The 25,631-nt window shown below is 40.9% G+C and carries 27 protein-coding genes and 3 pseudogenes; 8 read left to right on the forward strand and 22 right to left on the reverse strand.

What is annotated here, in order from left to right:
* Positions 1 to 5: 5 nt before the first annotated feature.
* The 20 genes and pseudogenes from RS130_RS03490 to RS130_RS03585 form a co-directional block, all read right to left on the reverse strand.
* Positions 6 to 458: an MSHA biogenesis protein MshP gene (locus RS130_RS03490; protein ID WP_316024810.1), complete on the reverse strand. Its 453-nt coding sequence runs from the start codon at positions 456 to 458 to the stop codon at positions 6 to 8.
* On the reverse strand, positions 448 to 1,305 hold the full coding sequence (locus RS130_RS03495) for a prepilin-type N-terminal cleavage/methylation domain-containing protein (RefSeq protein WP_316024811.1): 858 nt from the start codon (positions 1,303 to 1,305) through the stop codon (positions 448 to 450). Before RS130_RS03495 ends, RS130_RS03490 begins: the two co-directional genes overlap by 11 nt.
* Positions 1,305 to 1,871 (reverse strand): prepilin-type N-terminal cleavage/methylation domain-containing protein, encoded by a 567-nt coding sequence (locus RS130_RS03500; protein WP_316024812.1) that lies wholly within the window; start codon positions 1,869 to 1,871, stop codon positions 1,305 to 1,307. The genes RS130_RS03495 and RS130_RS03500 overlap by 1 nt, the downstream gene beginning before the upstream one ends.
* Entirely contained in the window at positions 1,858 to 2,412 is a 555-nt protein-coding gene (locus tag RS130_RS03505) for a type II secretion system protein (RefSeq protein ID WP_316024813.1), read from the reverse strand. The genes RS130_RS03500 and RS130_RS03505 overlap by 14 nt, the downstream gene beginning before the upstream one ends.
* 78 nt (positions 2,413 to 2,490) lie before the next feature.
* Positions 2,491 to 3,042, reverse strand: coding sequence for a prepilin-type N-terminal cleavage/methylation domain-containing protein (locus tag RS130_RS03510; RefSeq protein WP_316024814.1), 552 nt, complete (start codon positions 3,040 to 3,042; stop codon positions 2,491 to 2,493).
* Positions 3,043 to 3,149: 107 nt separating this feature from the next.
* Positions 3,150 to 3,785 (reverse strand): type II secretion system protein, encoded by a 636-nt coding sequence (locus RS130_RS03515; protein ID WP_316024815.1) that lies wholly within the window; start codon positions 3,783 to 3,785, stop codon positions 3,150 to 3,152.
* 24 nt (positions 3,786 to 3,809) lie between these two features.
* Positions 3,810 to 4,346 carry a hypothetical protein gene (locus RS130_RS03520; RefSeq protein ID WP_316024816.1) on the reverse strand — a complete coding sequence of 179 codons (537 nt, stop codon included), beginning with the start codon at positions 4,344 to 4,346 and terminating at the stop codon, positions 3,810 to 3,812.
* A 5-nt stretch (positions 4,347 to 4,351) separates the two neighbouring features.
* Positions 4,352 to 5,578: a type II secretion system F family protein gene (locus tag RS130_RS03525; protein ID WP_316024817.1), complete on the reverse strand. Its 1,227-nt coding sequence runs from the start codon at positions 5,576 to 5,578 to the stop codon at positions 4,352 to 4,354.
* Positions 5,571 to 7,441, reverse strand: a pseudogene (locus tag RS130_RS03530) (GspE/PulE family protein). The gene RS130_RS03525 and the pseudogene RS130_RS03530 overlap by 8 nt, the downstream one beginning before the upstream one ends.
* The gene (locus RS130_RS03535) at positions 7,438 to 8,541 is read right to left on the reverse strand and encodes a tetratricopeptide repeat protein (protein ID WP_316024818.1); all 1,104 of its coding nucleotides are present in this window, start codon (positions 8,539 to 8,541) and stop codon (positions 7,438 to 7,440) included. Before RS130_RS03535 ends, RS130_RS03530 begins: the two are co-directional and overlap by 4 nt.
* A complete protein-coding gene (locus RS130_RS03540) occupies positions 8,538 to 9,446 on the reverse strand; it encodes an ExeA family protein (protein WP_316024819.1) in 909 nt (302 codons plus the stop codon). Before RS130_RS03540 ends, RS130_RS03535 begins: the two co-directional genes overlap by 4 nt.
* Positions 9,447 to 9,448: 2 nt before the next feature.
* Positions 9,449 to 11,116 carry a pilus (MSHA type) biogenesis protein MshL gene (gene mshL, locus RS130_RS03545; RefSeq protein ID WP_316027959.1) on the reverse strand — a complete coding sequence of 556 codons (1,668 nt, stop codon included), beginning with the start codon at positions 11,114 to 11,116 and terminating at the stop codon, positions 9,449 to 9,451.
* A complete protein-coding gene (locus RS130_RS03550; RefSeq protein ID WP_316024820.1) occupies positions 11,106 to 11,306 on the reverse strand; it encodes a hypothetical protein in 201 nt (66 codons plus the stop codon). The genes mshL and RS130_RS03550 overlap by 11 nt, the downstream gene beginning before the upstream one ends.
* A 9-nt stretch (positions 11,307 to 11,315) precedes the next feature.
* The gene (locus RS130_RS03555; protein ID WP_316024821.1) at positions 11,316 to 11,441 is read right to left on the reverse strand and encodes a hypothetical protein; all 126 of its coding nucleotides are present in this window, start codon (positions 11,439 to 11,441) and stop codon (positions 11,316 to 11,318) included.
* Positions 11,442 to 11,444: 3 nt separating this feature from the next.
* Entirely contained in the window at positions 11,445 to 12,119 is a 675-nt protein-coding gene (locus RS130_RS03560; RefSeq protein WP_316024822.1) for a type II secretion system protein GspM, read from the reverse strand.
* Positions 12,112 to 12,726: a PilN domain-containing protein gene (locus RS130_RS03565; RefSeq protein WP_316024823.1), complete on the reverse strand. Its 615-nt coding sequence runs from the start codon at positions 12,724 to 12,726 to the stop codon at positions 12,112 to 12,114. The genes RS130_RS03560 and RS130_RS03565 overlap by 8 nt, the downstream gene beginning before the upstream one ends.
* Entirely contained in the window at positions 12,723 to 13,652 is a 930-nt protein-coding gene (locus RS130_RS03570) for an MSHA biogenesis protein MshI (RefSeq protein ID WP_316024824.1), read from the reverse strand. Before RS130_RS03570 ends, RS130_RS03565 begins: the two co-directional genes overlap by 4 nt.
* Before the next feature lie 215 nt (positions 13,653 to 13,867).
* The gene (locus RS130_RS03575) at positions 13,868 to 14,365 is read right to left on the reverse strand and encodes a GGDEF domain-containing protein (RefSeq protein ID WP_316024825.1); all 498 of its coding nucleotides are present in this window, start codon (positions 14,363 to 14,365) and stop codon (positions 13,868 to 13,870) included.
* 14 nt (positions 14,366 to 14,379) lie between these two features.
* Positions 14,380 to 14,784, reverse strand: a complete 405-nt coding sequence (locus RS130_RS03580; RefSeq protein ID WP_316024826.1) for a response regulator — start codon at positions 14,782 to 14,784, stop codon at positions 14,380 to 14,382.
* Between the two features lie 321 nt (positions 14,785 to 15,105).
* Positions 15,106 to 16,071 (reverse strand): class 1 fructose-bisphosphatase, encoded by a 966-nt coding sequence (locus RS130_RS03585; RefSeq protein ID WP_316024827.1) that lies wholly within the window; start codon positions 16,069 to 16,071, stop codon positions 15,106 to 15,108.
* A gap of 235 nt (positions 16,072 to 16,306) precedes the next feature.
* Here RS130_RS03585 and mpl point away from each other — a divergent pair.
* The 4 genes and pseudogenes from mpl to RS130_RS03605 all read left to right on the forward strand — a co-directional run bounded on the left by mpl (position 16,307) and on the right by RS130_RS03605 (position 20,415).
* Positions 16,307 to 17,669 (forward strand): annotated as a pseudogene (gene mpl / locus RS130_RS03590) (UDP-N-acetylmuramate:L-alanyl-gamma-D-glutamyl-meso-diaminopimelate ligase).
* A 32-nt stretch (positions 17,670 to 17,701) separates the two neighbouring features.
* Positions 17,702 to 18,478 carry a S1/P1 nuclease gene (locus tag RS130_RS03595; protein ID WP_316024828.1) on the forward strand — a complete coding sequence of 259 codons (777 nt, stop codon included), beginning with the start codon at positions 17,702 to 17,704 and terminating at the stop codon, positions 18,476 to 18,478.
* A gap of 11 nt (positions 18,479 to 18,489) precedes the next feature.
* Positions 18,490 to 19,692, forward strand: coding sequence for a hypothetical protein (locus tag RS130_RS03600; protein WP_316024829.1), 1,203 nt, complete (start codon positions 18,490 to 18,492; stop codon positions 19,690 to 19,692).
* Positions 19,693 to 19,719: 27 nt separating this feature from the next.
* Entirely contained in the window at positions 19,720 to 20,415 is a 696-nt protein-coding gene (locus tag RS130_RS03605) for a metallophosphoesterase family protein (protein ID WP_316024830.1), read from the forward strand.
* 73 nt (positions 20,416 to 20,488) lie between these two features.
* On the opposite strand, the gene hemE is transcribed toward RS130_RS03605, so the two are convergent.
* Both hemE and nudC read right to left on the reverse strand, forming a co-directional pair.
* On the reverse strand, positions 20,489 to 21,550 hold the full coding sequence (gene hemE / locus RS130_RS03610; RefSeq protein WP_316024831.1) for a uroporphyrinogen decarboxylase: 1,062 nt from the start codon (positions 21,548 to 21,550) through the stop codon (positions 20,489 to 20,491).
* Positions 21,551 to 21,977: 427 nt separating this feature from the next.
* Positions 21,978 to 22,799: an NAD(+) diphosphatase gene (nudC, locus tag RS130_RS03615; protein ID WP_316024832.1), complete on the reverse strand. Its 822-nt coding sequence runs from the start codon at positions 22,797 to 22,799 to the stop codon at positions 21,978 to 21,980.
* 155 nt (positions 22,800 to 22,954) lie between these two features.
* Here nudC and RS130_RS03620 point away from each other — a divergent pair, with 155 nt between their 5' ends.
* From RS130_RS03620 to RS130_RS03635, 4 genes and pseudogenes are all read left to right on the forward strand, one after another.
* Entirely contained in the window at positions 22,955 to 23,407 is a 453-nt protein-coding gene (locus tag RS130_RS03620) for a transcriptional repressor (RefSeq protein ID WP_428982724.1), read from the forward strand.
* A 28-nt stretch (positions 23,408 to 23,435) separates the two neighbouring features.
* Positions 23,436 to 23,898: pseudogene (locus RS130_RS03625) on the forward strand (chemotaxis protein CheX).
* 7 nt (positions 23,899 to 23,905) lie between these two features.
* Positions 23,906 to 24,328 carry a secondary thiamine-phosphate synthase enzyme YjbQ gene (locus tag RS130_RS03630; protein ID WP_316024833.1) on the forward strand — a complete coding sequence of 141 codons (423 nt, stop codon included), beginning with the start codon at positions 23,906 to 23,908 and terminating at the stop codon, positions 24,326 to 24,328.
* Positions 24,329 to 24,408: 80 nt separating this feature from the next.
* Complete coding sequence (locus RS130_RS03635) at positions 24,409 to 25,515, forward strand: OmpA family protein (RefSeq protein WP_316024834.1); 1,107 nt, start codon at positions 24,409 to 24,411, stop codon at positions 25,513 to 25,515.
* The last annotated feature ends 116 nt before the right edge of the window (positions 25,516 to 25,631 follow it).

A 25,631-nucleotide genomic window follows, 5' to 3' on the forward strand; every position in this document is an offset into this window, starting at 1 on the left:
CTCAACTACAACATAGCATCGACATAAACGCTGCGGGTTACAATTACACTCCCAGCCCCGCAGCGACCGATACTTGAAAACTTAACGTAAGAATAAGTTTGACTATTATCAGAGACAGTGATGTTGTTTGGGATCACTTGGGCGCTACAACTCTCCAATCCTTTTAAAGCGGAAAAATCAAAATTAGTTGGGTTACTACAGGCACTAACGCCAACAGTGACAGGATACTCAGCGGCTAAACAACGTTCAAGTCCAGACCTCGCTGCATTTAAAGCCCGCTGCCCTAATACTTCGTATACAATTGATTCAGACGACGAGGACAATACTCGGGTCATGGTGATACCAAGTAGACCAAACACTACAATAACGAATAGTGCTATGGTCAGCATGCTGCCCTGTTGTTTTTTACTATTCTTGTAGCCTTGGTATGAACATTTTAGTTGTGTGTTAGGGCACATTAGGAATATGTACCTCCACGTTATAATTGACCACTTCTTCATTTAGTTCAAATGCTAACAACAAGTTAACCAAACCATTTCGGGTAAGACTCGGCTGACTAACCCTAAAGGGTAAATCGTCAGTATTGTTCCAGTTGTTTTTTAGGGCTGTAGACATTAATACGCCACCTGAAGAATACACGGTTTGCTCTTCGTCGATAGAAGTTTGATGACGAACAATATTGCCTGAACTATGGGCACAATAACTCACCGCATAACGGGCAAAATATATGCGTGAAGCAGGTGATTTGTCAGCAAAGGGATCTGCAAACGTCAAGCTTGCGGTGTGTTCTACGGAACCAGCGGTAGCACAATTGCTATCATCAGTATCGGTACAACTTAAGACTTCTCGACGTTTAGCGCTATCGCCATCATAAATATCAGCAGGGCTGACAGGGTAAACGAACCCATAGTCAGTGCCAGTTGAAGACAACTGAAACCCCGCTAGGTTATCGCCAAACTCGACTATAGTACCTTGTGCTGTGGTGTCTGGGTAAACGGATAGAGAAGTATAAAAACTAGCCCAAAGCGCGGGTACGAACTCTAAACATTGGATCGTATTAATGGAATTTGATTTAACCCGTGCGCTGTTTGGAATGGCTTGACGTACTTCACGATTCAAACGCTCTACTACAAATCGACTTTCACTCAACACTTGATCGCGCTCATTTACGTCAGTATAAATATCCATGCCAGTACGAATAAAACCAGAGATCCCAACAGACACCACGCCAAGTACAATAATCACTGTAATTAACTCGACTAGTGTAAAACCGCTATTTGTTTTTGAGCCCACCTTAGAAGCCATTAATAATTACTCCTATAGGTTGCAAAAGTAATGTCTTCGTCGTTCGGCGTCGTCACTATCACTTTTATATACTTAGTATTACCCACATAAGTCCCTCCACCAACAACACTGTCGTCTATCCCATCAAGGTTATCATCGTAAAACACCGTAACGGCTAGACTAAACCCAGCATATAAATTTTTACCATCAATACTTATATTGCCGCCTAGGGAATTTTGTTTAAAGTCTGTGCCTGTTGCCAACAAACCATGGTAATCATCCACGTCGTTAAAGGCGGAACGATTTTCTTCTGGCCCTAAGTTTTGACTTTGGGTGCATGGGTTTCCCGCCTCATTACACCGTATAGTCCCACCTATACGGCTAGAATTCTGATCAAATGGTTTACTAGAAATTTCATTGACAAGCGATTGCGCCAGCTCAGCAGCACGTACTTGAAAAATAGGGTCAACACTGCGAATAGCCTGCGGCACAATCAAAGATACAAACAATGTCATAGCAATGGCAAATACTACTAGCCCCACCACTAGTTCTACTAAGGTAAAGCCTTTACTTTTAATCGCAGGCATGGATAAACCCTTGTGATTCAACACATACTTTAGCGATTGATTCGCCAATAACTTCGATAACACAGCCAGCGTCGCAGCTATTGATACTCGTTTGCGGGCGACCTAATGAGTCAAAGCGAACATAACCATATGCCGCACCCGTTGAGTCTTGAGCCCGTAAACTAACATTTTCACTGGTCATTTCAGAGGCTGTAGTTGCCAAGTAATCGGGGTTAGAATAGTCAATGGCGCTATTGCACGTTACTGATGTAACGCTAGGGGTCTCATAACTCATTTCAGGAGGACCAAAGGCCGCAGGAGAGGTACTTAAATTAATTTGAAAACAAATATCAGCTCGGGTGTCAAACATGGCGCGGGTCTGCATACTACGTAAGGCTGAAACTAAGCGCGCTTGATAAGTATATTCAGCAAAGCCTTGAGAACCACTAAAACGACTGTAAGCAGATACTGCTAAAACACTAATTAGAATGATGACCACAATCATTTCTATAAGGGTAAACCCTTTAGGCTTGACTGAGTAAGTTTGAGTATTTGACATCATTCCCATCTTTATGCGATGTACGCTTTTTTAGGCTGCAGGGAAGACGATTATCCTCCACTGCAGTTTAATGCATATTTGTTAACAACCACCAGATACTACTGTGACGACTGGAGGGACGTTTTTACCTGTCGCCTCTGTATATAAAACATGGCAACTAGCTTCGGTTACACCGGTCTTAGTGTAATCAATAGTAGGTGAGCCGGTAGCAGGAATAATAGCAAAAGCCCCTGCTGCGGGTGAAGTTGTAGTTGCACCTGCAGTTCCAGTAGTAGGACCTGCTACAACAGTAAATTCAGCAGAACTAATATCCACCCAACCTGACAACGTACCTGCGGCAGTTTCTGCATCTGGGTAGCCATAGTCAGTGTTAATGTTCTGTCCACCAGCCGTTATCTGCGACGAAGTTCCGGTACTTGTGTAAGCATTGCCTTGCTCACCCGCGATGGCTGATTTAGCAAAAACTAATTGTGCACCACCTTGTAGTGAAGCTTTCACACCTTGCAAAGTAGAGGCAGTAGCATCGCTTTGAATATCAATAAACTTAGGGGCAGCAGTAACGGCTAAAATCCCTAAAATAACAATCACAATAATAAGTTCGATGAGCGTAAAGCCGCTTTGTTGATGGCGCATAATTTGTTCTCCTAAGGATGTAAAAAATAAAAATTTATACAATACAAGTTCGTTATACCACTAAAGCACATCATTATGCGATCTAGTTTAGGTATGTCATTTTTGACCTATGAATTATTACTAAACACTATTACCTGACCAATGCGTGGATCATAAATAAATCCATTACCATCTGTATTGTCAACTGGCTCACTCGCTTGATTTTTTATGGTTTGTGTCAGGTAATAGAAACACTGATCATTACCGCCAGACCCTGTATCTTTACTGACACGAGTAAAGTATCGATAATTTTCAAATGGACGATTTGACCAATCTGAAGAAATTGACGGCGCACTTTGCATGATTAAATTAAAAATGCTTTCACAATCCAATAGGCTCACAACATCATCTTCGCTGCTCGAGTCGGTATCCAGTTGTCCAGTGGGGTAACCAGTATTCTTGTCAATACCGACTTGAATGCCTTCGATAGTGATATAGGTAGAATCTGAGCCGTTATTTTCTTTAGGTCGTCCTTCTAACTCCCATTGCGCTCTGACTAGACCAACACCTGTAGCGAACCCACCAGCAACTCCTTCAACGGTGGCATCTTCAGCATCGGTTGTTACGTCTAATAACCTAGGTAGCGCTGTAGCAGCCAATAATCCCAATATGACCACAACAATCACTAACTCTATTAGGGTAAATCCTTGTTGTGTTTGCTTGTTTTGACTTTGACTGCAAAGCCTACGATTAATAATCAACATTTATATACTCCAGCAAAACGTAATTTAATTTAAGTATTCTAATTTTAACACTTGGCCTAACTTCATTTTATAATCAAAGTAAGCGCCTGATAACAATTGATATCGACAGGTAGAATCGATTTTATTACCAGTTAATGATTCCCCAGAATGAAAGTTGACGACGACTTCATAACCATCAACCTCTAATGGAAAACCTAGCACCATATTCCATAATTTTGTACAGCCTTTAGCGCTTTCTTCAACTTTAGGCCAACCTTTACCATCCATGTACATTGGTTGTTTTTCGGTTTCGATTAATGTCTTTTCTTCACTCAATTGACTGGCATACATGGCGACCACTATTTTTTCAGGTCGACCTTCAGCTTGCCATTGCCAATGAGCATTATTAACACTGGCATTAAAGGTATCGGCCAGTTTCTCAAATGACAAACGCCTAATATCTTTGGCATTATCATTCAGGTAATACAGAAAACCCGCGATTAACGCCACAAACACCACCACTACCAAAATAGTATTAAATAAGCCTCGGTTACGCTCTACTGCCGCTTCATGTTTTTGCACCGCAATCAGCCTTTTATAGCGCTCATCATATCCCACATTGGGGTAAAAATACCTAGCGCAAGCACTAACACCATGGCCGCCACCACCATAATTAGTATCGGTTCAATTTTGGCGGTTAGACTTTTTAAATCGTAATCTACTTCTCTTTCATAGAATTCTGCGGCTTCTGACAACAGCTCGTCCACTCGGCCAGTTTCTTCACCCACATTAATCATTTGTAAGACCAAGGGGGTAAAAAGCTTACTACTACTAGCGACCCTAGATAAGCTTTCACCTTTCTCAATGCTCTTGCGCATTGTTAACACCCTATCGGCCATAAAGCTGTTACCAACCGCTTCAGATACTAAATTTAATGCGGCTGTTAAAGGTACACCTGAAACCAACATCATTGAAAAACTACGACAGAAGCGACCTAAAATCGTACGTTCAAAAATAGTACCTACTATAGGTAAGCGTAACTTAGCTTTGTCCCATTTATATTTACCTCGTTCGGTTTTTAAATATCGAACCAGTAAGAAAACACTCAGTATGATGGCCCCTAGCAAGTAGTGCCACTTAGTCATAAAAAATTCAGACGTACTTAAAAGGATCCTTGTCATTAACGGCAATTCGGCACCGAACGATTTAAACATATCAGCAAAAACAGGGATCACCACCATGTTCATAATAACCATAGCAACAACAATGGCTACCAATACAAATATTGGGTAGCGAGTAGCTGACTTAATTTGTTTACGGGTTTCCATTTCTCTTTCAAGGTAGTAAGACAATTGATGAAAAGCGTCATCTAATTTACCGGTGTTTTCACCGACGTGGACCATACTGACAAACAGTCGATTAAATACCTTTGGATGCCGATTTAGCGCCGTTGAAAGTGTTCTTCCGCGTTCTAATCCATCTGCCACATCATACAGGGCGACCTTCATACGTTTAGAACTTGTGGTGTCGGCCAAGCCTTTCACTGCACGCAAAATCGGTATGCCTGATTTTGCTAATGAATACATTTGCCTAGAGAACATAACAAGATCATCCAGCTTTATGGCTGGCGTAAAGAAAGAAACCCCTAACTCTTTAGTTTCAGTTGCCTCAGCATCATTACTCTGGGTAATATCAATAGGCACAAAGTTACGGCTGGACAGTATTTGCGCAACCGCATTAACATCACTTGCCTCTAACACACCTGTCGCTAACTCCCCTGAGGGCTTTCTCGCTTTATAGTTAAAGTTAGCCATTGTCACCTCCTTGCGGTGGTTCTAGTGGTGCCAGTTCTAGGGTTGAACTTTTTATCGCTACATCGGCTTGCTGAACACCTTCTTGCTCTTTTAGACTATCGTTGGGCTCATTTGATAGCGGCTGCTCTGTGTCTTCTTCTGACTGCTTAGCATTATTGTCAAAGTTTTCATCGAACACCATCTCAATTAACTTTAATACTTCATCAACAGTTGTGACACCCATTTTGGCGTACATTAAGGCCACTTTAGCTAAGGGCACAAAACCGGTACTTTTTTCTGCATATTGGCTAAAAGCAACTGTGTCGTTCATTTTCAAAGCATTCATCATGCTTTCAGTCATCTCTAATAATTCGAAAACGCCCACCCGCCCTTTATAGCCAGTTTGGTTGCAATTCTGACAACCTCTGCCTTTTTGAAAGTGACCGATCCTAAGTGCTTATCTAGGCCATTAAGCCACACCAATTCTTCATGATTTAACTGGTAATCGGTTCGACAATTGTCGCAAATTTTACGGACTAATCTTTGCGCCATAACAGCCCGCAACGAACTCGCGACTAAATAACCTGGAGCTCCCATATCCAATAGTCTGATGGCGCTACTGATGGCGTCATTAGTATGCAATGTAGATAGCACTAAATGACCGGTTAATGCGCCTCTTAGGCCAATTTCTGCTGTTTCTTTATCACGCATTTCCCCCACCATGATGATATCGGGATCTTGTCGTAAGGTGGTACGTAAAACATTGGAAAAACTCAGTCCAATTTTGTTATTGGTTTGTACTTGGTTAATTCTAGGCAAGCGGTATTCAATAGGATCTTCCACCGTAATAATTTTGGTGGCGGCTTTATTCAATTCACTAAGTGCACCATATAAAGTGGTGGTTTTACCCGAGCCCGTTGGTCCCGTCACCAAAATCATGCCATGGGGTCTGTGCAACAACCCTCTAAAACGTGCCAGTATATTATTCGGCATACCTGTTTGCTCTAAACTGAGTATACCTGCAGACTGATCTAACAATCGCATCACTACCGACTCACCACCTTGAATTGGCATAGTGGAAACCCTAACGTCAACAATATGTCCTTTTATACGTATGCTAGTGCGTCCATCTTGAGGAAGACGTTTCTCGGAAATATCTAGACTAGACATCAGCTTTAATCGTAAAACTAAAGCTGATGCAATATTATTCTCTTGAATAACATTTTCTTGTAACACGCCATCCACACGCATCCGTATTCGCAGCATTTTTTCATCTGGCTCGATATGGATATCTGATGCTTTTGCCTGTAGCGCATCTTCAAAAATTGAGCGCAATAACCGTGCAACCGTAGTGTCTTGTTCGTCGCCAACACCACTGTCAAAATCAAATTCGCTATCGTCTTGATATTCTTCTGCTAACTCTTGAGCAAATGAAGCTATTTCATTAGTACGGCGATATAAATTATCGTACGCTTGAAGTAATTGCCCATCACTGACCACTGCAACATCAATCGGCTTTGGCAGTATTCTTGACAGCACATCAATAGCGGCCAAATCTGCAGGGTCACTCATTCCAATTAGCAGCCGATCACCTTTATCTTCTAATACCAGAGCACGGTGACGCCTAGCTTGTACTTCAGGTAATAGATTAACTGCAGCACTGGTAACATTGTGTTTATTGATATCTATGTGGGGAACTTTTAAGTGCTGAGATAAAAACGACAATAATTGGCTTTCAGTAACAAAGCCCAGCTCAATTAGCATTACCCCTAACTTTCGCCCCGACTCTTTTTGAGCAGCCAAGGCCTGCATCAGTTGAGCTTCGCTGATGATGCCATTCTGCAATAATAAATCGCCTAAGCGAATTTTGACTTTTGGTCTCATTTCGCACCCATCAATATTTTTATTCTTTGTTCGACAAAGGCGTTAACTACATTTTCAAGTTGATTCGATTGTTTAGCTTTCTCGTATGCCTGTAGCGCAGATTCAGTATGGCCGATTTGATCTTCTACTATGGCTAATCCGAGCCACCACTTACCATTATTTGGTGCGATACGTGTCAACACTAAATAGTCGGCTTTAGCCGTCTCTGGTTGCTTTAGCTCACGAGCTAATCCGGCCCGATAAGCGAGAAAATCTTCTGAATCATTCTGTGGCTGAAAGCCTTTAAGTAAATCCATTGCTTCTATTTTTTGACCTTGTGCGACATGGATTCGCGCCAGCATCATCTTAAAATCAGCCCTCTGTGGAAACATCTCAATTCCATCTGTCAGCAATAATTTGGCTTGTACGTAATTACCTTGCGAAAATTTGATTGATGCTAATTTTTTGCGGGCGCTGATGTTATCTTTCTCTAATTGCAACAACCTTTGTAAGAAAGCGCTTGCATAGGTCAAGTTACCCGCCGCCAAGTTTTCTGAAATATTCTGTTTTAATTCTTGAAGCTGCTTATTGCGTCCACTACCACTCATTTTAAAAGTAGCAGGCTCTTTAATGGGAGTCTGCACCGTTTCTACAGCGGCCAAAGGTTCTACTATTGGCCTTGCCTCTGGTACCACCGACTGTTCCGGCAATATAATCTCTTGGGCCGGCTCATTGTATTCTACTTCGGTTTCAGCGATATGCTGCAGCGCTGGGGGAATAACAGGTTTTTCCTGAATAACCACTGGGGCAACAGGCGCTTGCTGCACTTTGATACTCGGCTCCACCACGGCCATTTTTTTTGCCGAACCGCTTGTCTCAACTTTGGCTTGTTGCTGTAATTTTTGCTCTTGCTGAATCGGAGTCTGCGTGGTTTCATCAACACCGAGAAAATTCGAATTACTCAGCAAAGCATAAACAATGGCAGACACAGCCACCAGCAACAAGATAATGACTCTAGTTTGACTAGGCTTTTTAGTGGGTGGTTGATAGTCAGCATTTATCGGCGATGAGTTCGCTTCGCGCTTTTCGAGATCTTGCAACATCTTGTTGATAACGCTCATGCAAAAAACCTCATAAAGCCAAAATAGCCAGCGACCATAATCAAGATCACACAACAAAAACCGATCAGGACATTGTGCAAACAATTTGAGGTAGGCGTGGCTGCTTCTGTGTCTTTAATTGCCAGCTTCAAGTAGGTAGGAGTCACTACTTTTTGCCCCTCTCCATAGGCTAACATTAGTGCTTTATGACACAAAACATTCACAACACGCGGCGTACCTAAACTCGCTTTGTACAATATCTTGCAACACCTGCGATCAAAGACTTCAGTGCCTTTATAGCCCGAAACAAGCATTCTATGTTTAACGTATTGATAGACTTGATCGACGTCCATCAATTGTAAAGTATAGGCAAAAGTAATGCGCTGCTTTAACTGCCTCAGTTCTGGTAAAGCCAATTTGTCATTTAGTTCCGGTTGCCCGAATAACACTACTTGAATCAACTTACGTGTCTCTGTTTCTAAATTCGTAATGAGCCTCAATGCTTCAATGCTTTCTAAGGGTAAGGCTTGAGCTTCATCAATGATCAGCACTACACCTTTACATTCATGACTTAACTGAATCAGACGCTGTTGAAGGCGCTGAGTAAACTCTTGCTGATCAGCCTGTTCTGTTAGCACTACATTAAGCTCGCCGGCCACAGCCCTACGTAATTCAGCAGGGGTTAAATATGGGTTGGGTATATAAGCCGCAACAAAGTGTTGTGGCAATTCATTCAATAACTTGCGACAAATTAGTGTTTTTCCAGTGCCAACTTCACCAGTCACCTTTATGAAGCCTTCACCAGAATTCAACGCTGTTAGTAAAACCTGAATCGCTTCTTTATGACTGGGCAAACCGAAAAAATAACTGGTGTTAGGAGTCAGCGTAAAAGGTAGTTCTTTAATACCATAGTGGTACAAATACATGTTTAATCCACTAACAACCAATCAGCCATCTGATTTTTACTACGACTCAACTCTTGCTTCCAAGTCTCACTATTCACAACCGTTGGACGAATTAAAATAATCAGTTCTTTTTTGATTTCCTTATCACTTACGCTTTTGAATAAATTTCCTAAGATAGGAATATCACCTAACAGCGGTGTTTGTGATTCTGAGGTGGATATGATTGATTGCATTAACCCGCCAATCACAACAATTTCTCCTGATTTTGCTTTAATAACCGTATCAGATTCACGAATATTGCTTTGTGCTAGTGGCAAGATATATTGCTCTTCATTCAAGGTGACCACTTTTTCTTGTTCTTCTGTTTCAATAACGGATGGATGAACATGCAACAACACTTCGTTATTTTTGTTGATCTGCGGCGTAACATCTAATGCAATTCCCGAGAAGAAAGGCGTTAACTCTATGTTAGGTACCACAGACGTACTACTTGCAGAAATGGTACTTTGACTAGAGACATCGGTGACAAAATACTCGTCATCACCTACTTTAATGACTGCTTTTTGGTTATTAGTAGCAGTCACTCTGGGACTAGACAGTACTTGAACATTGCCCTGAGTAGATAGCAATGACAGCACCCCTGAAAAATCTTTATTGACAAATGATAAGCTAGTGACATTGCCAAGGGCTGCACTAATTGAATTACCTATATTTCCGGCAGTAGTTGAAAATTGAAAATCAGTAGAACCGCCATTTGCTAAAATTTGTCCCCAATTAATTCCTTGCTGATAACCATCATTGAGTGACACTTCGATGATCCTCGCTTCTAGGATAACTTGTCTTTGGACTATTTCTTCGGACACTGTTAGGAATGCTTTCACAGCTCTAATTTCGTCAGGTAAGGCCCGCACAGTAACCAATCCAGCTTGTGGCGTGACCATCACACTTCGGCCATCATCAGCAGGGATCATAGACTCAAGCGTTGCTAACAAATCCGTCCAAAAATCGGTTTCGGTTGTAGTAGAGATATTGGTTCCATTCCCACTGTTAGAAGTACCACTACTGCCATTGCCACCTGTACTACTATTGCCGCTAAAACCATTTAAGCCATTTGAATTGGTTTGATTATTACTGTTGCCGCTACTACCTGAGGAAGCTTGTGATACACCACCCGATGTGATGCTAGTTTGGGTCATTCCATTTCTTTTCATCAACAAATAGTTGACCGCAAACGTCTCGGTACGCATACCTGCTGGGTATACCCGGTAGATATTTTGCTTACGCTCAATTTCAAATCCATACAGCTCAGACACCAGCTCAAAAACATCCTGCAAAGAGACTTGTTTTAAATCTAAAGTAATGTCACCGGTTACCTCAGGATGGATGGCCACACTATAAGGCGTATCTTTTACGATGCTGCTAAAAAATACCGTCGCAGGCAATTTCTGTGCATTAATATCGTACTTAGCAACACCAAAAAGCTGATCAGTTGGCCCATCTTGAGTGGGCAATAAAGCCTGATTAACGGCATCAGGTACTTCATCTAGGGGCTTTGATGCTGAATCTTTTGGTTGATCAAACTCAGCAATAGCCGAATCCATCGAGCTTTCAACCACACTCTTAGTTTGATGAGTTTGACAGCCACAAACGACAACGAGCAAACTAATATATAGTAATTTTCTAAAATCCATCATTGATATCTTTTTTAATGTTGTGGTTATTAATAAATAGTGTCTTTTGCCCACTACTTGTATTTAGTACCGCTTGATTCTGCTCAATTTGAATAAGTTTGTTACCAAGCACAAGGTCATTCACTTGATATTGCTTACCATTAATAACGGCATATTTATTTTGACCATTAACAAACACTGCATTTAACACCAATGATTCCTAGCCACCATTCAGCATTTCTTGCTGACTAGCAGCCCCTTTGGGCTCAGTTGGATCTCGTAGGTTTTTTCCATCAACCAACGTAATTTGGCTAATCCATAGAGACATAAAAATTAGTAAACGCACACCTTATACCCCTATAAATGCTCTGCTAGTACTGACAGTATAAATTTCCAATTCAAGCTGCCCGATTGGATATTGTTCAACTTTATAATCAAACTTTTGCCAATAAAACTTCCACTTGAGTGACTCTAATTTTTCTAAATAGGCCTGAATTTCGAAGTATTTCCCTTCCAATGTGATATTCACACCATGCCGAAAAAGATCTGGCTCAACTTGCTGTTCATCTTCAGCGGCAGACTTAAGGTATAACGGCGTTGGCGTAATTGACTCTAAACTAACAAGTTTAATGCCTTTGCTACTGGCCAGAACGCTCTCAAGCACCTGCCCCATTTGATTTGCAGGTACTAAATTACTAATCTTCGAATGTAAGGTTTCGTCCAACGAAGCTATTTGCTCATTTATCTGTGCAATACGCTTACGAATCGAAACGTTTGGATCGATTTGCAGTTGCGCCATCAATGCTGCGGATTGTGAATCTATGGTGGTAAGTTCACTTTTTACACTAGCAATATTGGTCTTTAGTTTTTTGGTTTCGTCAAAGGTCGGTTCTAACAGCAAGGTGTACATTAACAGTAGAATAAGAACAACACCTGCCACAAGAATCATGACTTGCTCTCTGACACTTAAATTAAGGAACTTAATAGAAAGTTTCTCAAATTCCGAATCTTTAGATTCATTCATAATTCGTCACCTGAGCAGTGTTTTTACTATTGTCGGAGGACAATACAAAATTTAGTTGTTGGCCATCATCACGATAAATACGCGTATCAGAAAACTCCTGCCCTTTAAAATATTTCGACCTACCTAAATTATTGACCCATATCGGAATAACCGCTGAATTGTCTGCAGCCCCCTCTATTCGTACGCTTTGGCGATCGAAATATATACTGGTAAGCCACAATTCACTATGATAATTTTCGGCTAAATCAACCATTAACTTAGCAAATCCACTACTTTTCTCGGACGCCTGCCCCGCCAATTCTTTGTAGACTCTATTTTTCACTCTGGCAGTTTGTTGCTTTTTCGCCACCTCTTCGACTAGCTTCGGATCTTCCGCCACGTTTTCTAACTCAAGCTGCAAAGAACTGAGCAATGCACTCTTCTGAGTTCTCTCATTTTCCAAACGCTGTAAGTCTGTTGCTAGCTTTTGATCAGAAAAAACCAAATAACCATCAATGGCTAAGAAAATAGCCAGAACAAGTCCCCAAGAAATTAAGACAAATGGCAGCGAAAGCAACCTTAACTGTGGTTGTAACTTGGCTGAATAGAGATTAATGCTATGTTTCATTCGGGCGAGACCTCATCACCGATTAAGGCTGCACCTAGGCTGGTGAAACTATTGGGTGACAGCTCTAGACTTTGCTCTTTGTCAATTTCAGGCGTAAATTTTTCAACTGAAATAAAAATCAAATCCTTAATAAGAACCGCTAACGCCTCTTGGTGAGCAGTATCTAAGGCGAGATACAACTTTTTAACTGGTGCTTGACGCAACTGACTTTCGAAATAATCCATCGACCGTTGCACTTCAAGGCCTAGGTTGTCAACTATACCCATCGCTAACTCTTCGGGCGACAAACTGCCCAAATTTTCATAGCCACTCAATCGACGGGAAAAGAAGAGCTTACCTTGTTTAATAATATTTAGACTTAGCTGCCCACCTTGCTCTTGTTTCAACACGATTGCCGCTTCTTCACTAAACGGCAATAATTTACAAATGGCCAATTCTTCGATGCCAATTTGAGCAAGCACCAGACCTGCGTTCAACACACCATTTCGGATCTCACAAATCTCTTCCTCAGGGATAGCAACAACATTGACTTGTGGAATTTTGGATAAAGAATTAGGTGGGTCAAAGTAATCAATTACGAGAGATTCATCACTGGGGAAATGTTCTTTAACACTCCATTGCAGCGCTTGTGCGACTTCTGCATCTTCTACGGCAGGTTTGTCTAGCTGCATAATCTGGTATTTGGAGATTGACAATACTACATTACAGCGAGTGTTAAGCCATTTTTGTTGTTCAACAACTGACTTAAGCTGTTCCTGCCACTCCTCTAACTTAATCGTCTCTTGATGGACCCAAGTTAATAAACCGTTGACGTTTTGCAAACAAGATATATGCAGATTTTGCATACCAAACTCAATCCCAATAGAGTGGAATTTAGATGCTTGTCTGAAACTAGATTTGATGTACTCTCGCCATCCAATATTCATATATCACGCTAAGATGCCCGTACTTCATTTCATTACAACAAAAAAGAATACAAAGTACCAGTCCTAAATTGACATTTTTAATTACAATTTAATGAGTGAATCCAATGATTTATCGGCTTTTTCATAACCAAAGAGTTTGTTTTAAAACGTTTATTTACTGGTAAAAAAACATTCCTGTAGGACCATGACACAAACAAATGTCTGCGGCCAGACAGTTAGATCCTTTTAATATCGCTTGTTTGATGGGATTTATTTTTCTTATCAAGATACATATTGCCATCAGCAACTTCGATTAATGCTTGGCTAGTCACAGCATCTAAGCTTCGAATAGCACCACCAATTGCAATTGAGACATCAATGTAAATTAGTTCATTGCTTGGTGATTTAAGTGCATACTTATCATTTATGATTGCGCGTTTATTCTCGATTATTTCCGATAACAATTCGAGACGGGTAATATTTGGTGTAATTAATATAAATTCGTCGCCGCCATAACGACAAACGAAATCACTAGCTCTATTAAACATCAACAAACGTTGCGCTACTTGCTGCAGAATAATATCTCCAACGGCATGACCATGTGTATCGTTAATAGATTTAAAGTCATTGATATCAAATAATATCAGAGCATAAGAACGACCATAACGGTGAAAATCAGCTTCAAAATCCTCTAACCGATGATCAAAAGCCGCTCGATTATACAAATCGGTCAATTTGTCTTTAACAGCTAATTCTTCAAGTGCTGCATACAGAATGCTTCGCTCTCTGGCAAATCTAATTGCTCTTTTAAAGCTTGAGGGTGAATTTCACCTTTTAACAAATAGTCTTGAGCACCAAGTTGTATGGCTTGTAAGCCCAATGTTTCATCACTTCCTGTCAGCACGATAATTGGAATATCCTGACTAACTTCCTTTACGTCTCTTAGGGTTTGTAAGCCAAAACTCTCGGGAATATTTAGGTCAACAATCAGTAAATCAGGAATAATATTTTGTAAGGTTCTTTCGATGCCAGCAACTGAATCAAAAACAATGGTTGTATACTTACAACTGTCATCCGTATTAATTATTTGTTTAAAGAGATAAACGTCGTCTTCATTATCTTCTAACAAATAAATCGTTATCTCTGTGTTCATTAATTAGCATCCCTATTAATTGCTGCTGAAAGATAGTCGCCTAAGATTTCTTCTACATAGTTGCGAATAATCTTTCAAATTATTGAATAAATTAATAGAAATCAATTCTGATGTCGATGATTTTTGCTATCGAGAGTGGAAATACTATGCTGGTAACTTTATTACTTGCCAATCAATAAAGGTAAGAACAAACACTTGCTCATTGATTAGCCTGTGCTACTTAAATACGCAGAAGTACAATTGTCGATCTTATTTTAAGTTAAAGCGACGTCAAATAGACGCCACTTTATTCTGTATGCCAATCTATTTTGGCCTAAATACTTATTTATACGCGAGGCAAGCTTCAACTTCTTCTTTAGAACCTAAAATAACCGGCACTCTTTGATGAATGGCCTCTGGCATCACTTCCATAATACGCCCTGCACCTGTATCTGCTAATCCACCGGCTTGCTCAATCAAGAATGCCATAGGGTTTGCCTCATATAACAAGCGAAGTTTACCGGCCTTTTCTGGCTCCCGATTATCAAACGGATATAAAAATATACCGCCGCGACACAATACTCTATGGATATCACCCACCATAGCGGCCACCCAACGCATGTTAAAATCTTTACCTCTTGGACCTTCACTACCAGCTAATAAATCTGCAATGTACTCTTGAGTAGAGCCAAGCCAATGACGTTGATTCGACGCGTTAATAGAATACTCAGATGTTTGCACCGGTACTTTTACATTGGCTGTAGTTAACAAAAAACCGCCATGGGTTTTATCCAAGGTATATAAGTGCGTACCTTTACCTGTCGTTAAGGCAAGCATGGTTGATGGACCGTATAGCACATAACCCGCGGCAACTATCTGTGTACCTGGCTGTAAAAATGCTGATGGGTCATCCGGTTCCATCCACTGTGGGGCGTGGGTAATTGAAAAAATAGTGCCAATCAAACTATTAATATCTGTATTCGAAGAACCATCTAATGGATCAAAGCTGACTAAATAATTACCGTTTGGGTTGCACCCCACTACATCGTCTTCCTCTTCAGACGATATAGCTTTAACATAACCTGACTCACTTAGAATATCTTTCAATATCTGATTAGAAATAACATCTAGTTTTTTCTGAGTTTCACCTTGTACGTTTTCACTCAATGTTGAACCGAGTACTCCAGCCAAAGCACCTTGACTCACCCGGAATGAGATTTCTTTACAGCCGGCTAAAAGTGTTCTGAGCAACAAGATCAGCTCCATTGGCGCGCCGTCGTCTTGCAATTGCGAATTTAATCTTTTCATCAGTATTACTACCTTATTGTTTGTAGGGACAAAGATAAGTGGCTTGTTTTTATTATTGCTATTGCCACAATACAAAATAATTGTACCTGCTAACAACAATAATCTCAGTAACCTAACGGAATGCTTTATAACCAGAAAAAGTAACCAGCAAATTTGCATTTTTTTACAATCTTGATTGGGTTAGCCAATATTGTTCTGATAACCTACTGCCATTAGCAATTTGTATAGGCAATGTATGCATATCCATATTTTAGGAATTTGTGGCACTTTCATGGGCGGTATCGCGGTAATTGCCAAGGCAATGGGTCACAAAGTGACGGGCTCCGACAGCAATGTTTACCCGCCTATGAGCACTCAATTAGAATCTTTAGGCATTGAACTATTTGAGGGATACGATCCCGTACAGTTTTCACCAGAGCCCGATATGGTGATAATTGGAAATGCACTTTCTCGTGGCAACCAAGCCGTTGAATATGTACTCAATAGAAACTTACCCTATATTAGTGGTCCTCAGTGGTTACTAGAAAATGTTCTAAAAGATCGTTGGGTATTGGCCGTTGCTGGCACACACGGCAAAACGAGTACTGCTAGCATGTTAGCGTGGATACTAGAATTCGCGGGCCTTAAACCTGGATTCTTAATTGGCGGAATTCCTCAAAACTTCGATGTATCAGCCCGTTTAGGCGACAGTCCATTTTTTGTCATTGAGGCAGATGAATACGATAGCGCATTTTTCGACAAACGTTCAAAGTTCGTCCATTACCGTCCAAATACGCTGATACTAAATAATTTAGAGTTTGACCACGCTGATATTTTTGACGATTTACCAGCTATTCAAAAACAATTTCATCATTTATTACGTATGGTGCCTAACAATGGCTTAGTCCTGCATCCCAAGCATGATCTGAATGTGACCCGCGTTTTAGATATGGGATGCTGGACGCCGGTTCAGTCTATTGGCGGTGACTGGCAGGTAACCAATACCTCCGCTGACGGGTCCTACTTTGAGGTTATGTTTAAAGGACAGCCTAGCGGTACAGTAGATTGGGAGTTACTTGGTGAGCACAATGTTAACAATGCATTGATGGCGATAGCCGCCGCCAAACATAGTGGAGTCACCAGTGAAGTAGCAACAGCAGCGCTAGGTCAATTCGTAAACGTAAAACGCAGAATGGAAGTCGTAGCACAAATTAACGATATTACCTTATATGATGATTTTGCCCACCACCCTACAGCCATAGCTACAACCGTTAATGGTTTACGAGCAAGAGTTGGCGACGCCCGAATCTTAGCCGTGCTAGAACCTCGATCAAACACTATGAAAATGGGGGTACATAAAGACACCTTGGCCGCTTCTTGGAAACAAGCCAATCATGTGTTTATTTTTGAACCGACTAGCCTAACCTGGTCTATGGACGACCTTTTAGCACAAAGTGAAATAACCGCAATGCTTTATAAGGATATGGATTTACTAGTAAAATCAATCGTCTCATATGCCCAGTCAAGGAGACCACATACTGGTTATGAGTAATGGCAGTTTTGCAGGGATTCATCAACAACTAGTCGATGCCTTGCATGCAAAATTTCCTCAACAATAATACATTTTTAATGAGACAAACGGATACAGCAAATGAAACTAACTAAATTAATCCTAGGCCTGACAATCTCTGTTTCGAGTTTTCAAGCGTTAAGCTGGGGGCAAACTGGGCATCGAATCACAGGCGCCATCGCTGAACAATATTTAACTGCAAACGCACAAGCTGCAGTTTCAGCCTTGCTACCTAATGAAGATTTAGCTGAAGCATCAACTTATGCTGATGAAATGCGTTCTGACCCAAGTGAATTTTGGCGAAAAACGGCCAGCCCTTGGCACTATGTAAATGTGCATGATGGCCACTCTTACCATATTGAAAATGCGCCATCAGAGGGCGATGCAGTGACAGCCCTTGAAATGTTTTCCAAACAATTAGTCAGTAGCAAAGGTAGTCGTCAGGAAAAACAATTAGCCCTAAGGTTTATTGTGCATATCATAGGAGATTTACATCAACCTTTGCACTCTGGTACCGATATCGATCAGGGCGGCAACAAGATTAAGGTTAATTTTTTCTGGGAAGACTCAAACCTGCATCGCGTGTGGGACTCGCAGTTAATTGATCGCCAAAAGCTATCTTATTCAGAATGGACTGAGCGCTTAACTAAAAAAATAACTAAACAACAAGCGAAAGAATGGATGGTGACAGACCCGGCGATATGGATAAAAGAAAGTACTGAAGTGAGGAAAACGTTGTATCCGCAAGATACTAAGCTATCGTGGGACTATCAGTACCAACATTTGCCTGCGGTTAAGCAACGCCTGCAAATGGGCGGAGTCAGAATAGCCGCTTACTTGAATCAGTTATTTAAATAAGTACTTTGCCTATGCAACCCGCACAGACTTTTCCTCAGGTATTAGCTGGCCCGATTATTCGCCAGGCTAATGCTGAGCAAGTTAGTGTCTGGATGATAACATCAAAAAAATACCGTTTTTTGGCAAAGTTGTTTAATCCTGAATTACACAAAGTGTGGTTTGAAAGCGAATTAGATAATCAGCAAGTCTCCACCATTCAAGTGGGTGAACATGCATTTATTAACCTGCTCACAATCAATCCTGTTAGTCATATCGACTGTGGTTCCCGCGTAAGCTATGACATTCAATTAATCGACGAAAAACAACAGGCCGCATCCATCACAGAAGTTTGTGCAAAGCTGCTTTACTGTGGACAGTCTCACCCAAGTTTTGTCGTATCCAAAAGCATAAAACGAATCTTACATGGCTCTTGCCGCAAACCTCATCATAACAGTGACGACGGCTTGTGCGTAGTTGATAGTCAGCTCCAACGAGCTTTAGCTGGAGAAGTAGAGCCCCCCAACCTACTGATGATGTCCGGTGATCAAATCTATGCAGACGACGTAGCCGGCCCCACTCTCGTTGCTATTAAGCAAACCATTGAACAATTGGGATTATTTCATGAAGAGCTACATGGTGCAGTGGTTAGTAACAGCAAAGAGATATTTGACCATGCAGATTGCTACTATCAAAGACCTGAGCTATTACCCGATACATCAGCCACAGACAATACTTATCGCAATTTTTTCGCTGGCAAAAGAAAACCTATTTTCACATCGGTAAACGCCAACAATCACTTGGTGTCATTTGCTGAAGTAATAGCGATGTACATTTTGACTTGGTCGCCAGAAATGTGGCAAATAGTGAAGCTGTCCGATGCTGATATTCCTCCAGTATTTCAATCAAAATTTGCGCAGGAAAAGGTAGCGATAGACAAATTTTCAGCGGGGTTAAGTCAAGTCCGTAGAGCACTAGCACATGTGCCCGTTTACATGATTTTTGATGATCATGATGTCACAGATGATTGGAATTTAACCCGTGGTTGGGAAGAAGCGGTCTATCAAAATGAATTTGCAAAACGTATTGTAGGTAATGCCTTGATTGGCTACTGGCTATGCCAAGGCTGGGGTAACAAACCTGACATTTTACAACCTCTTCACACTGCTTGTAAGGCGCATTTTAGTCATCATGGCATCACCGAACACGACGCCTTAGTCGACAAATTATTAGCCTAGGAGCATTGGCACTTTCACCTAGATACTTTGCCCAAAATTGTTGTCTTGGATACTCGCACTCAACGTTGGCGGTCAGAATCCAGTTTAACAAAACCGTCGGGGTTAATGGACTGGGAAGCATTGTGTGATGTACAACAAGAGCTAATCGGCCAAGAGTCGATTATCATGGTTTCAGCCGCTCCCGTATTTGGCGTGAAATTGATTGAAACTATACAGCGAATTTTTACCTTTTTTGGCCAAGCATTGACAGTTGATGCTGAAAACTGGATGGCACACAAAGGGACGGCCAGCGTCATGTTAAATATATTCCGCAATCGCAAAACGCCCCCCAACTTTGTTATATTATCTGGCGACGTACACTACTCTTTTGTATATGACATAAGTTTACGGTTCAGGCAAAACAGTCCTCATATTACTCAAATTACCAGTAGCGGTATTAAAAATGAATTTCCTGAAAAGCTGCTCAACTGGTTTGATACCCTCAACCGTGTTCTTTATAGCAAATATTCACCGCTAAATTGGTTTACGCAACGCAGGAATATGCGCATTCAGCACCGAAAACCTGAAGGGCATAAGGTGCGTACGCTGTTAAATAGTGCAGGAATAGGTGTACTAGAAATCGATAAAAAATGTGAGCAAGTCTGTGCTAAACAGCTTTGCGCTTCTGGCGAAGAAATAACCTTCGAGTGCCACAAAGACATTAAGAGCGTACACCAAGAATGAAAGATGCTGCTGACTGGTATTCACATTTAACAGTACAGCTCGATTACGCATAACCGAGCGTTGAGTTTATGCCTTACAGATGAAACGGTTTACTTAAACTATGCACTGCATCAATGAAGATTTTAGCATTTTCTGGTGGCACATCTAAGTGAATACCATGCCCTAAGTTAAAGACATGTCCTTCTCCTTTACCAAAGCCATCCAAGATCAATTGCACTTCTTGTTCAATTCTTGCCGCTGGAGCATACAACATAGACGGATCCATATTGCCTTGAAGCGCCACTTTATGCCCGATACGTTTTTTTGCATCAGCCATATCCACGGTCCAATCTAATCCGACCGCGTCACAACCGGTATCAGCAATGGATTCAAGCCATAATCCAGCGTTCTTTGTAAATAAAGTAACAGGCACTTTACGCCCATCATTTTCGCGGGTTAAGCCATCCACAATTTTATGCATATACTGCAACGAAAACTCTTTGTAATCACGGCCAGACAACACCCCCCAAGTATCAAATACCATAACAGACTGAGCGCCCGCAGCGATTTGAGCATTGAGGTATAGAATGACTGAGTCGGCGAGTTTATCCAATAATAAATGTAACGCTTGTGGCTCGCTAAAAGCCATTTTTTTGATCTTAGTAAAAGCTTTGCTTGAACCGCCTTCAATCATGTAGGTGGCCAACGTCCAAGGGCTTCCCGAAAAACCAATTAGCGGCACTTCACCATTCAGATTTTTACGAATAGTACGCACAGCATTCATCACGTAACCGAGTTCATCTTCCGGATCGAGCACCGGCAACTTTTGAATATCGGCCATACACGTCAAGGGACGTTCAAATTTTGGGCCTTCACCGGTTTCAAAATACAAACCTAAGCCCATCGCATCAGGAATAGTTAAAATGTCCGAAAATAGGATCGCTGCATCAAGGTCGAATCGACGCAATGGCTGCAAAGTCACTTCACATGCTAGCTCGGCGTTTTTACACAGAGACATAAAGTCGCCGGCTTCTGCACGTGTGGCTTTATATTCCGGTAAGTATCGGCCCGCTTGGCGCATCATCCATACAGGTGTTACGTCTACTGGCTGGCGCAATAAAGCCCTCAGGTATCGATCATTTTGCAATTGTTGCATCGGTTTCCTCTATAAATATTGAAAACTATACCCAAGCCTTCGCAAAATGCGCGTCATTTTGCAATCCTTTGAGTATAAAGTCATAAGCTGGCTGTATTGTAGCGATTTTACCGTTTGAAACTAGCGCAAACTCCATTAAAGCCAACAATAATTAACCTGAGCTCTGGATAAGAAGTATCGTTTAAGCTAAACAATATCATTATCATTCAATGGTTTAATATATTTTTGTCTACATAACCTCAGCTAAATGTTACTCGGTAACGAAATTTTTCGTGTATAGCAAAGCGGATTGTTGTACTTAATAACGTGTTATTGCCAAACAATCCAACGCCGCTAGATACAAAAAGAGCGTTATCGAGAGGTTCGGCTTATCCAAGATTCAGGTTAATTAATATCCGTTCGTGGTTATGGGCATAACACAACAGATTTAATCAGTATGATTTTTCATAAGTTCTTTTGTACTTTCAACCAATTGACCGGCGATTGACAATGTCGATGGAGTAGTGGGTAAATGCTCGAGATCAAACCAATCAGCAGTCAATATTTCTCTGCCGTCAACTTGTATTTCGCCTGAATCGTAATCAGCTAAATAACCCATCATCAAGGCATGGGGAAAAGGCCAAGGCTGGCTAGCAAAATACCTTAGATTAGTAATTTTCACACCTACCTCTTCAAACACTTCTCTATGCACGGCCTGCTCTAGGGTTTCTCCACTTTCTACAAAACCAGCGATTATCGAGTACATTTCTCGGGATTTCTGCGACTTACCTTGTGCCAAAAGAATTTTGTCTTTATGGCGGATAGCGACTATGACACATGGCGATATTCGCGGGTAACATCGATGCTGGCAGCGCGTACATTGCATAGCCATTTCCCAATCTACTTGTTGCATTTTTGAACCGCATTGGCCACAAAATCTATGGGTACGTATAAATAACGCCACTTGCCATGATCGCGCAGCGATTTCAAAAAAAGCATTTGAGCATTCATTTAGCACACTGCGCAAACCAACTAGGGAAAAGTGCTGTTGAGCGACATTTTCGTTGCCCATATCAATTAGCAGACAAGGTAATTCATCATAAGTACCAATTTTCACAACTTGTTCTTTATAAGCATGCGCAAAACCTAATTCATGCCAAGCACACTTTAGCAATGACGGATGGTCATTCGGTATTAGCACTTTGTCTCCACTAAAAATCAACCAAATAGCGTAGGTTTCGTGGGTAATAGGTATATTCTGTTCAATCATAATAAATATAAACACTGATAGTATTGATGGTAAGATTAACACGCTAAAGTTATGTTCGGCATGATAGGATTGCAACGCGGCGACAATATTAATACAACTACCCAATAAACAACAATAAGTGATATTATTTGTAGGTTTATTTTAAAGGATAAAAAGTGAATATTACTAACCAACATGATGGCGCAGAAGCCCAAGTCTATAAAGCTAGGCAATTTTGTGAAGACAAAGGCGCTAGGTTTACTCTTTTGCGAGAGAAAGTTTACGCTTTGTTACTAGGGCATGAAGGGGCTGTTGGTGCCTATGAATTACTCGATGCGCTTAAATTAACTGAATCAAATGCTAAGCCAGCGACCATTTACCGTACCTTAGATTTTTTATTGGAGTTCGGCCTTATTCACAAAATCGAATCAACCAATGCTTTTGTCGCTTGTCATCACTTTGACTGCCATCACCCTGTGCAGTTTTTGATTTGCGATACTTGTGGGGAAGTTAAAGAAATTCAGTCTGTAGGACTAAAAGATACCCTAAACAAACAAGCAGAAACAGTCGGGTTTAAAGTTGTAAAGCAAACAATCGAAGCGCACGGGACATGTGCTGCTTGCCAGTAAAAGTAAAATTTAAGGGTAATCTCCATACATGAATTCTGAATTTATCAATCCATTTATTCTCGCTTTAATGAATGTTTTAGAAACAATGGCACACACCACCATAGTACCGAATAAGCCGCAAAGAAAAAAATAATCTAGCTGGCGGCGACGTATCAGGATTAATAGGTATGGTTGGTGACAATATCAAAGGCTCACTTTCTATATCTTTCGAAGAAAGTTTGGTTTTCGAAATTATGGATAAAATGCTAGGCGAAAGGCCTGATAGTATTGATTCTGAGGTAATCGATATGGTGGGTGAAATAACCAACATGATTTGCGGTGGTGCTAAAAGTGAATTAGATAAAAAAGGCTACCACTTTGGCATGGCAACACCTGTTGTCGTGTCCGGAAAAAATCACTCTATTGACCATCAAATCGATGGCAGAAAAATGGTTTTGCCATTTACTCACCCCGCTGGAAATTTATATTTAGAAATGTGTTTTAATAAGTAAATAAGATATGTGGACTCAACAACGATTAATTTTAGCTCCGAGGACTAGAGGTTATCACCTAATTACTGATGAGGTAGTCAACCAACTCAAGGGCTTAGAAAAAATATCTACAGGTCTCTTACATCTGTTTATCCAGCACACTAGTGCGAGTTTAACCATCAATGAAAACGCAGATCCAACTGTCCGAGCAGACATGGAAACACACATCAACAAGATGGTACCTGAAAATATGGCTTACTATTTACACAATTATGAAGGAGATGATGACATGCCGGCTCACATTAAAGCGAGCTTACTCGGCAACAACCTCACTATTCCTATTTGTAACGGTGCACTTGCATTAGGCATGTGGCAAGGTATTATTTTAGGCGAGCATAGGAACCAAGCAGGCAGTCGTCATTTAATTGCAACTTTATCAGGGCAAACGTAGAAAGAATGTTTTGATTTATAAATTTAATGGTAGAATTAGCCCAAAATTAATGTTAACTGGAATTTTAAGGAAAATCACACATGAAAAAATTATTAGTCGCTAGTGCGGTCGCATTAGCCATGGCAGCCAGTGCTCACGCTGAAACAAATAAAGAAGGCGAGAAATGGGTAGCTGGATTTGTTGAGTACTATTCAACTGATCAAGCAGAAACTGGAGCACCGTTTTATATAGACAATGGTATGGGTTTAGGTGTTGAGTTCGGTTTTAGATTCAAACCTCAGTGGGCCGCTCGTATCGAAGCTGCAGCTCTTGATATCGATGCAACACCAGATGACTATTCAGGTAGCCGTTTTGGGATAGACGCATTATATTTTTTACCAGATGATTTGTTTTATATACTAGGTGGACTTAAGACTACTAAAATTGCAGAAAGCGACTATTACGTAGATCTTGGTATTGGTAAACATTGGGATATCAATGAAAACCTTAAAGTCGTTACTGAAATAACGGCGTACCAAAATTTAGATACTAGCCATACTCACATGGGCTATAAACTAGGTTTAGCATATTCGTTTGGCGAAACGTCATCTTCAACACCAGCTTCTGCTAGAGACAGTGATAATGATGGTGTAAATGACAGTAACGATTTATGTGCCAATACTCCTTATGGAACTAAAGTTGACGCAACAGGTTGTGCGATAGCTGCTGTACAAGCTGCTGACTCAGATAATGACGGCGTTGCAGACGATAAAGACAAGTGTGCAAATACTCCAACAACTGACAAAGTTGATGCAAATGGCTGTAGCATATTTACAGAAGAGGAAGTATCAGTAGATCTTAGAGTATTGTTCTCAAATAATAGTGCTGAAGTGAATTACCCTCTTGACCCACAAATTAAAGAATTTGCGGACTTCATGAAGAGATTCCCATCAACAGATACCGTTATTGAAGGTCACGCTTCTGCTCCAGGTAAAGCTGACTACAACATGAAGTTATCTGAAGATAGAGCGAAAGCTGTACGTAGCTTGTTCATTGATCGTTATGGTATTGACGCTAAACGTCTAACCGTTAAAGGTTTCGGTGAAACCCAACTATTAGATACTTCAAATACTCCAGCTGCTCATGAAGTTAACCGTCGTATTACTGCGAAGGTTTCTGCAAGCACACGAGTTAAAGTTAAGAAATAACAACAACTGGTTGTGATAAAAAAGAGATGCATTTAGCATCTCTTTTTTTGTTCCGAACTAAAAATAGCGCTAGTATTTAACCTGAGTTCTAGATAAGAAGTATCGTTCTAATTTAA

The organism is Paraglaciecola aquimarina (genome assembly GCF_032464635.1).
Classification (GTDB): Bacteria; Pseudomonadota; Gammaproteobacteria; order Enterobacterales; family Alteromonadaceae; genus Paraglaciecola; species Paraglaciecola aquimarina.

Excerpts from the sequence above, each read along its gene's own strand:
- RS130_RS03490 (WP_316024810.1), bottom strand. The coding sequence starts at position 458 with ATGTGCCCTAACACACAACTAAAATGTTCATACCAAGGCTACAAGAAT.
- RS130_RS03495 (WP_316024811.1), bottom strand. The coding sequence starts at position 1,305 with ATGGCTTCTAAGGTGGGCTCAAAAACAAATAGCGGTTTTACACTAGTC.
- RS130_RS03500 (WP_316024812.1), bottom strand. The coding sequence starts at position 1,871 with ATGCCTGCGATTAAAAGTAAAGGCTTTACCTTAGTAGAACTAGTGGTG.
- RS130_RS03505 (WP_316024813.1), bottom strand. The coding sequence starts at position 2,412 with ATGATGTCAAATACTCAAACTTACTCAGTCAAGCCTAAAGGGTTTACC.
- RS130_RS03510 (WP_316024814.1), bottom strand. The coding sequence starts at position 3,042 with ATGCGCCATCAACAAAGCGGCTTTACGCTCATCGAACTTATTATTGTG.
- RS130_RS03515 (WP_316024815.1), bottom strand. The coding sequence starts at position 3,785 with ATGTTGATTATTAATCGTAGGCTTTGCAGTCAAAGTCAAAACAAGCAA.
- RS130_RS03525 (WP_316024817.1), bottom strand. The coding sequence starts at position 5,578 with ATGGCTAACTTTAACTATAAAGCGAGAAAGCCCTCAGGGGAGTTAGCG.
- RS130_RS03535 (WP_316024818.1), bottom strand. The coding sequence starts at position 8,541 with ATGAGCGTTATCAACAAGATGTTGCAAGATCTCGAAAAGCGCGAAGCG.
- RS130_RS03540 (WP_316024819.1), bottom strand. The coding sequence starts at position 9,446 with ATGTATTTGTACCACTATGGTATTAAAGAACTACCTTTTACGCTGACT.
- mshL (WP_316027959.1), bottom strand. The coding sequence starts at position 11,116 with ATGGATTTTAGAAAATTACTATATATTAGTTTGCTCGTTGTCGTTTGT.
- RS130_RS03560 (WP_316024822.1), bottom strand. The coding sequence starts at position 12,119 with ATGAATGAATCTAAAGATTCGGAATTTGAGAAACTTTCTATTAAGTTC.
- RS130_RS03565 (WP_316024823.1), bottom strand. The coding sequence starts at position 12,726 with ATGAAACATAGCATTAATCTCTATTCAGCCAAGTTACAACCACAGTTA.
- RS130_RS03570 (WP_316024824.1), bottom strand. The coding sequence starts at position 13,652 with ATGAATATTGGATGGCGAGAGTACATCAAATCTAGTTTCAGACAAGCA.
- RS130_RS03580 (WP_316024826.1), bottom strand. The coding sequence starts at position 14,784 with ATGAACACAGAGATAACGATTTATTTGTTAGAAGATAATGAAGACGAC.
- RS130_RS03585 (WP_316024827.1), bottom strand. The coding sequence starts at position 16,071 with ATGAAAAGATTAAATTCGCAATTGCAAGACGACGGCGCGCCAATGGAG.
- RS130_RS03595 (WP_316024828.1), top strand. The coding sequence starts at position 17,702 with ATGAAACTAACTAAATTAATCCTAGGCCTGACAATCTCTGTTTCGAGT.
- RS130_RS03600 (WP_316024829.1), top strand. The coding sequence starts at position 18,490 with ATGCAACCCGCACAGACTTTTCCTCAGGTATTAGCTGGCCCGATTATT.
- hemE (WP_316024831.1), bottom strand. The coding sequence starts at position 21,550 with ATGCAACAATTGCAAAATGATCGATACCTGAGGGCTTTATTGCGCCAG.
- nudC (WP_316024832.1), bottom strand. The coding sequence starts at position 22,799 with ATGATTGAACAGAATATACCTATTACCCACGAAACCTACGCTATTTGG.
- RS130_RS03630 (WP_316024833.1), top strand. The coding sequence starts at position 23,906 with ATGTGGACTCAACAACGATTAATTTTAGCTCCGAGGACTAGAGGTTAT.
- RS130_RS03635 (WP_316024834.1), top strand. The coding sequence starts at position 24,409 with ATGAAAAAATTATTAGTCGCTAGTGCGGTCGCATTAGCCATGGCAGCC.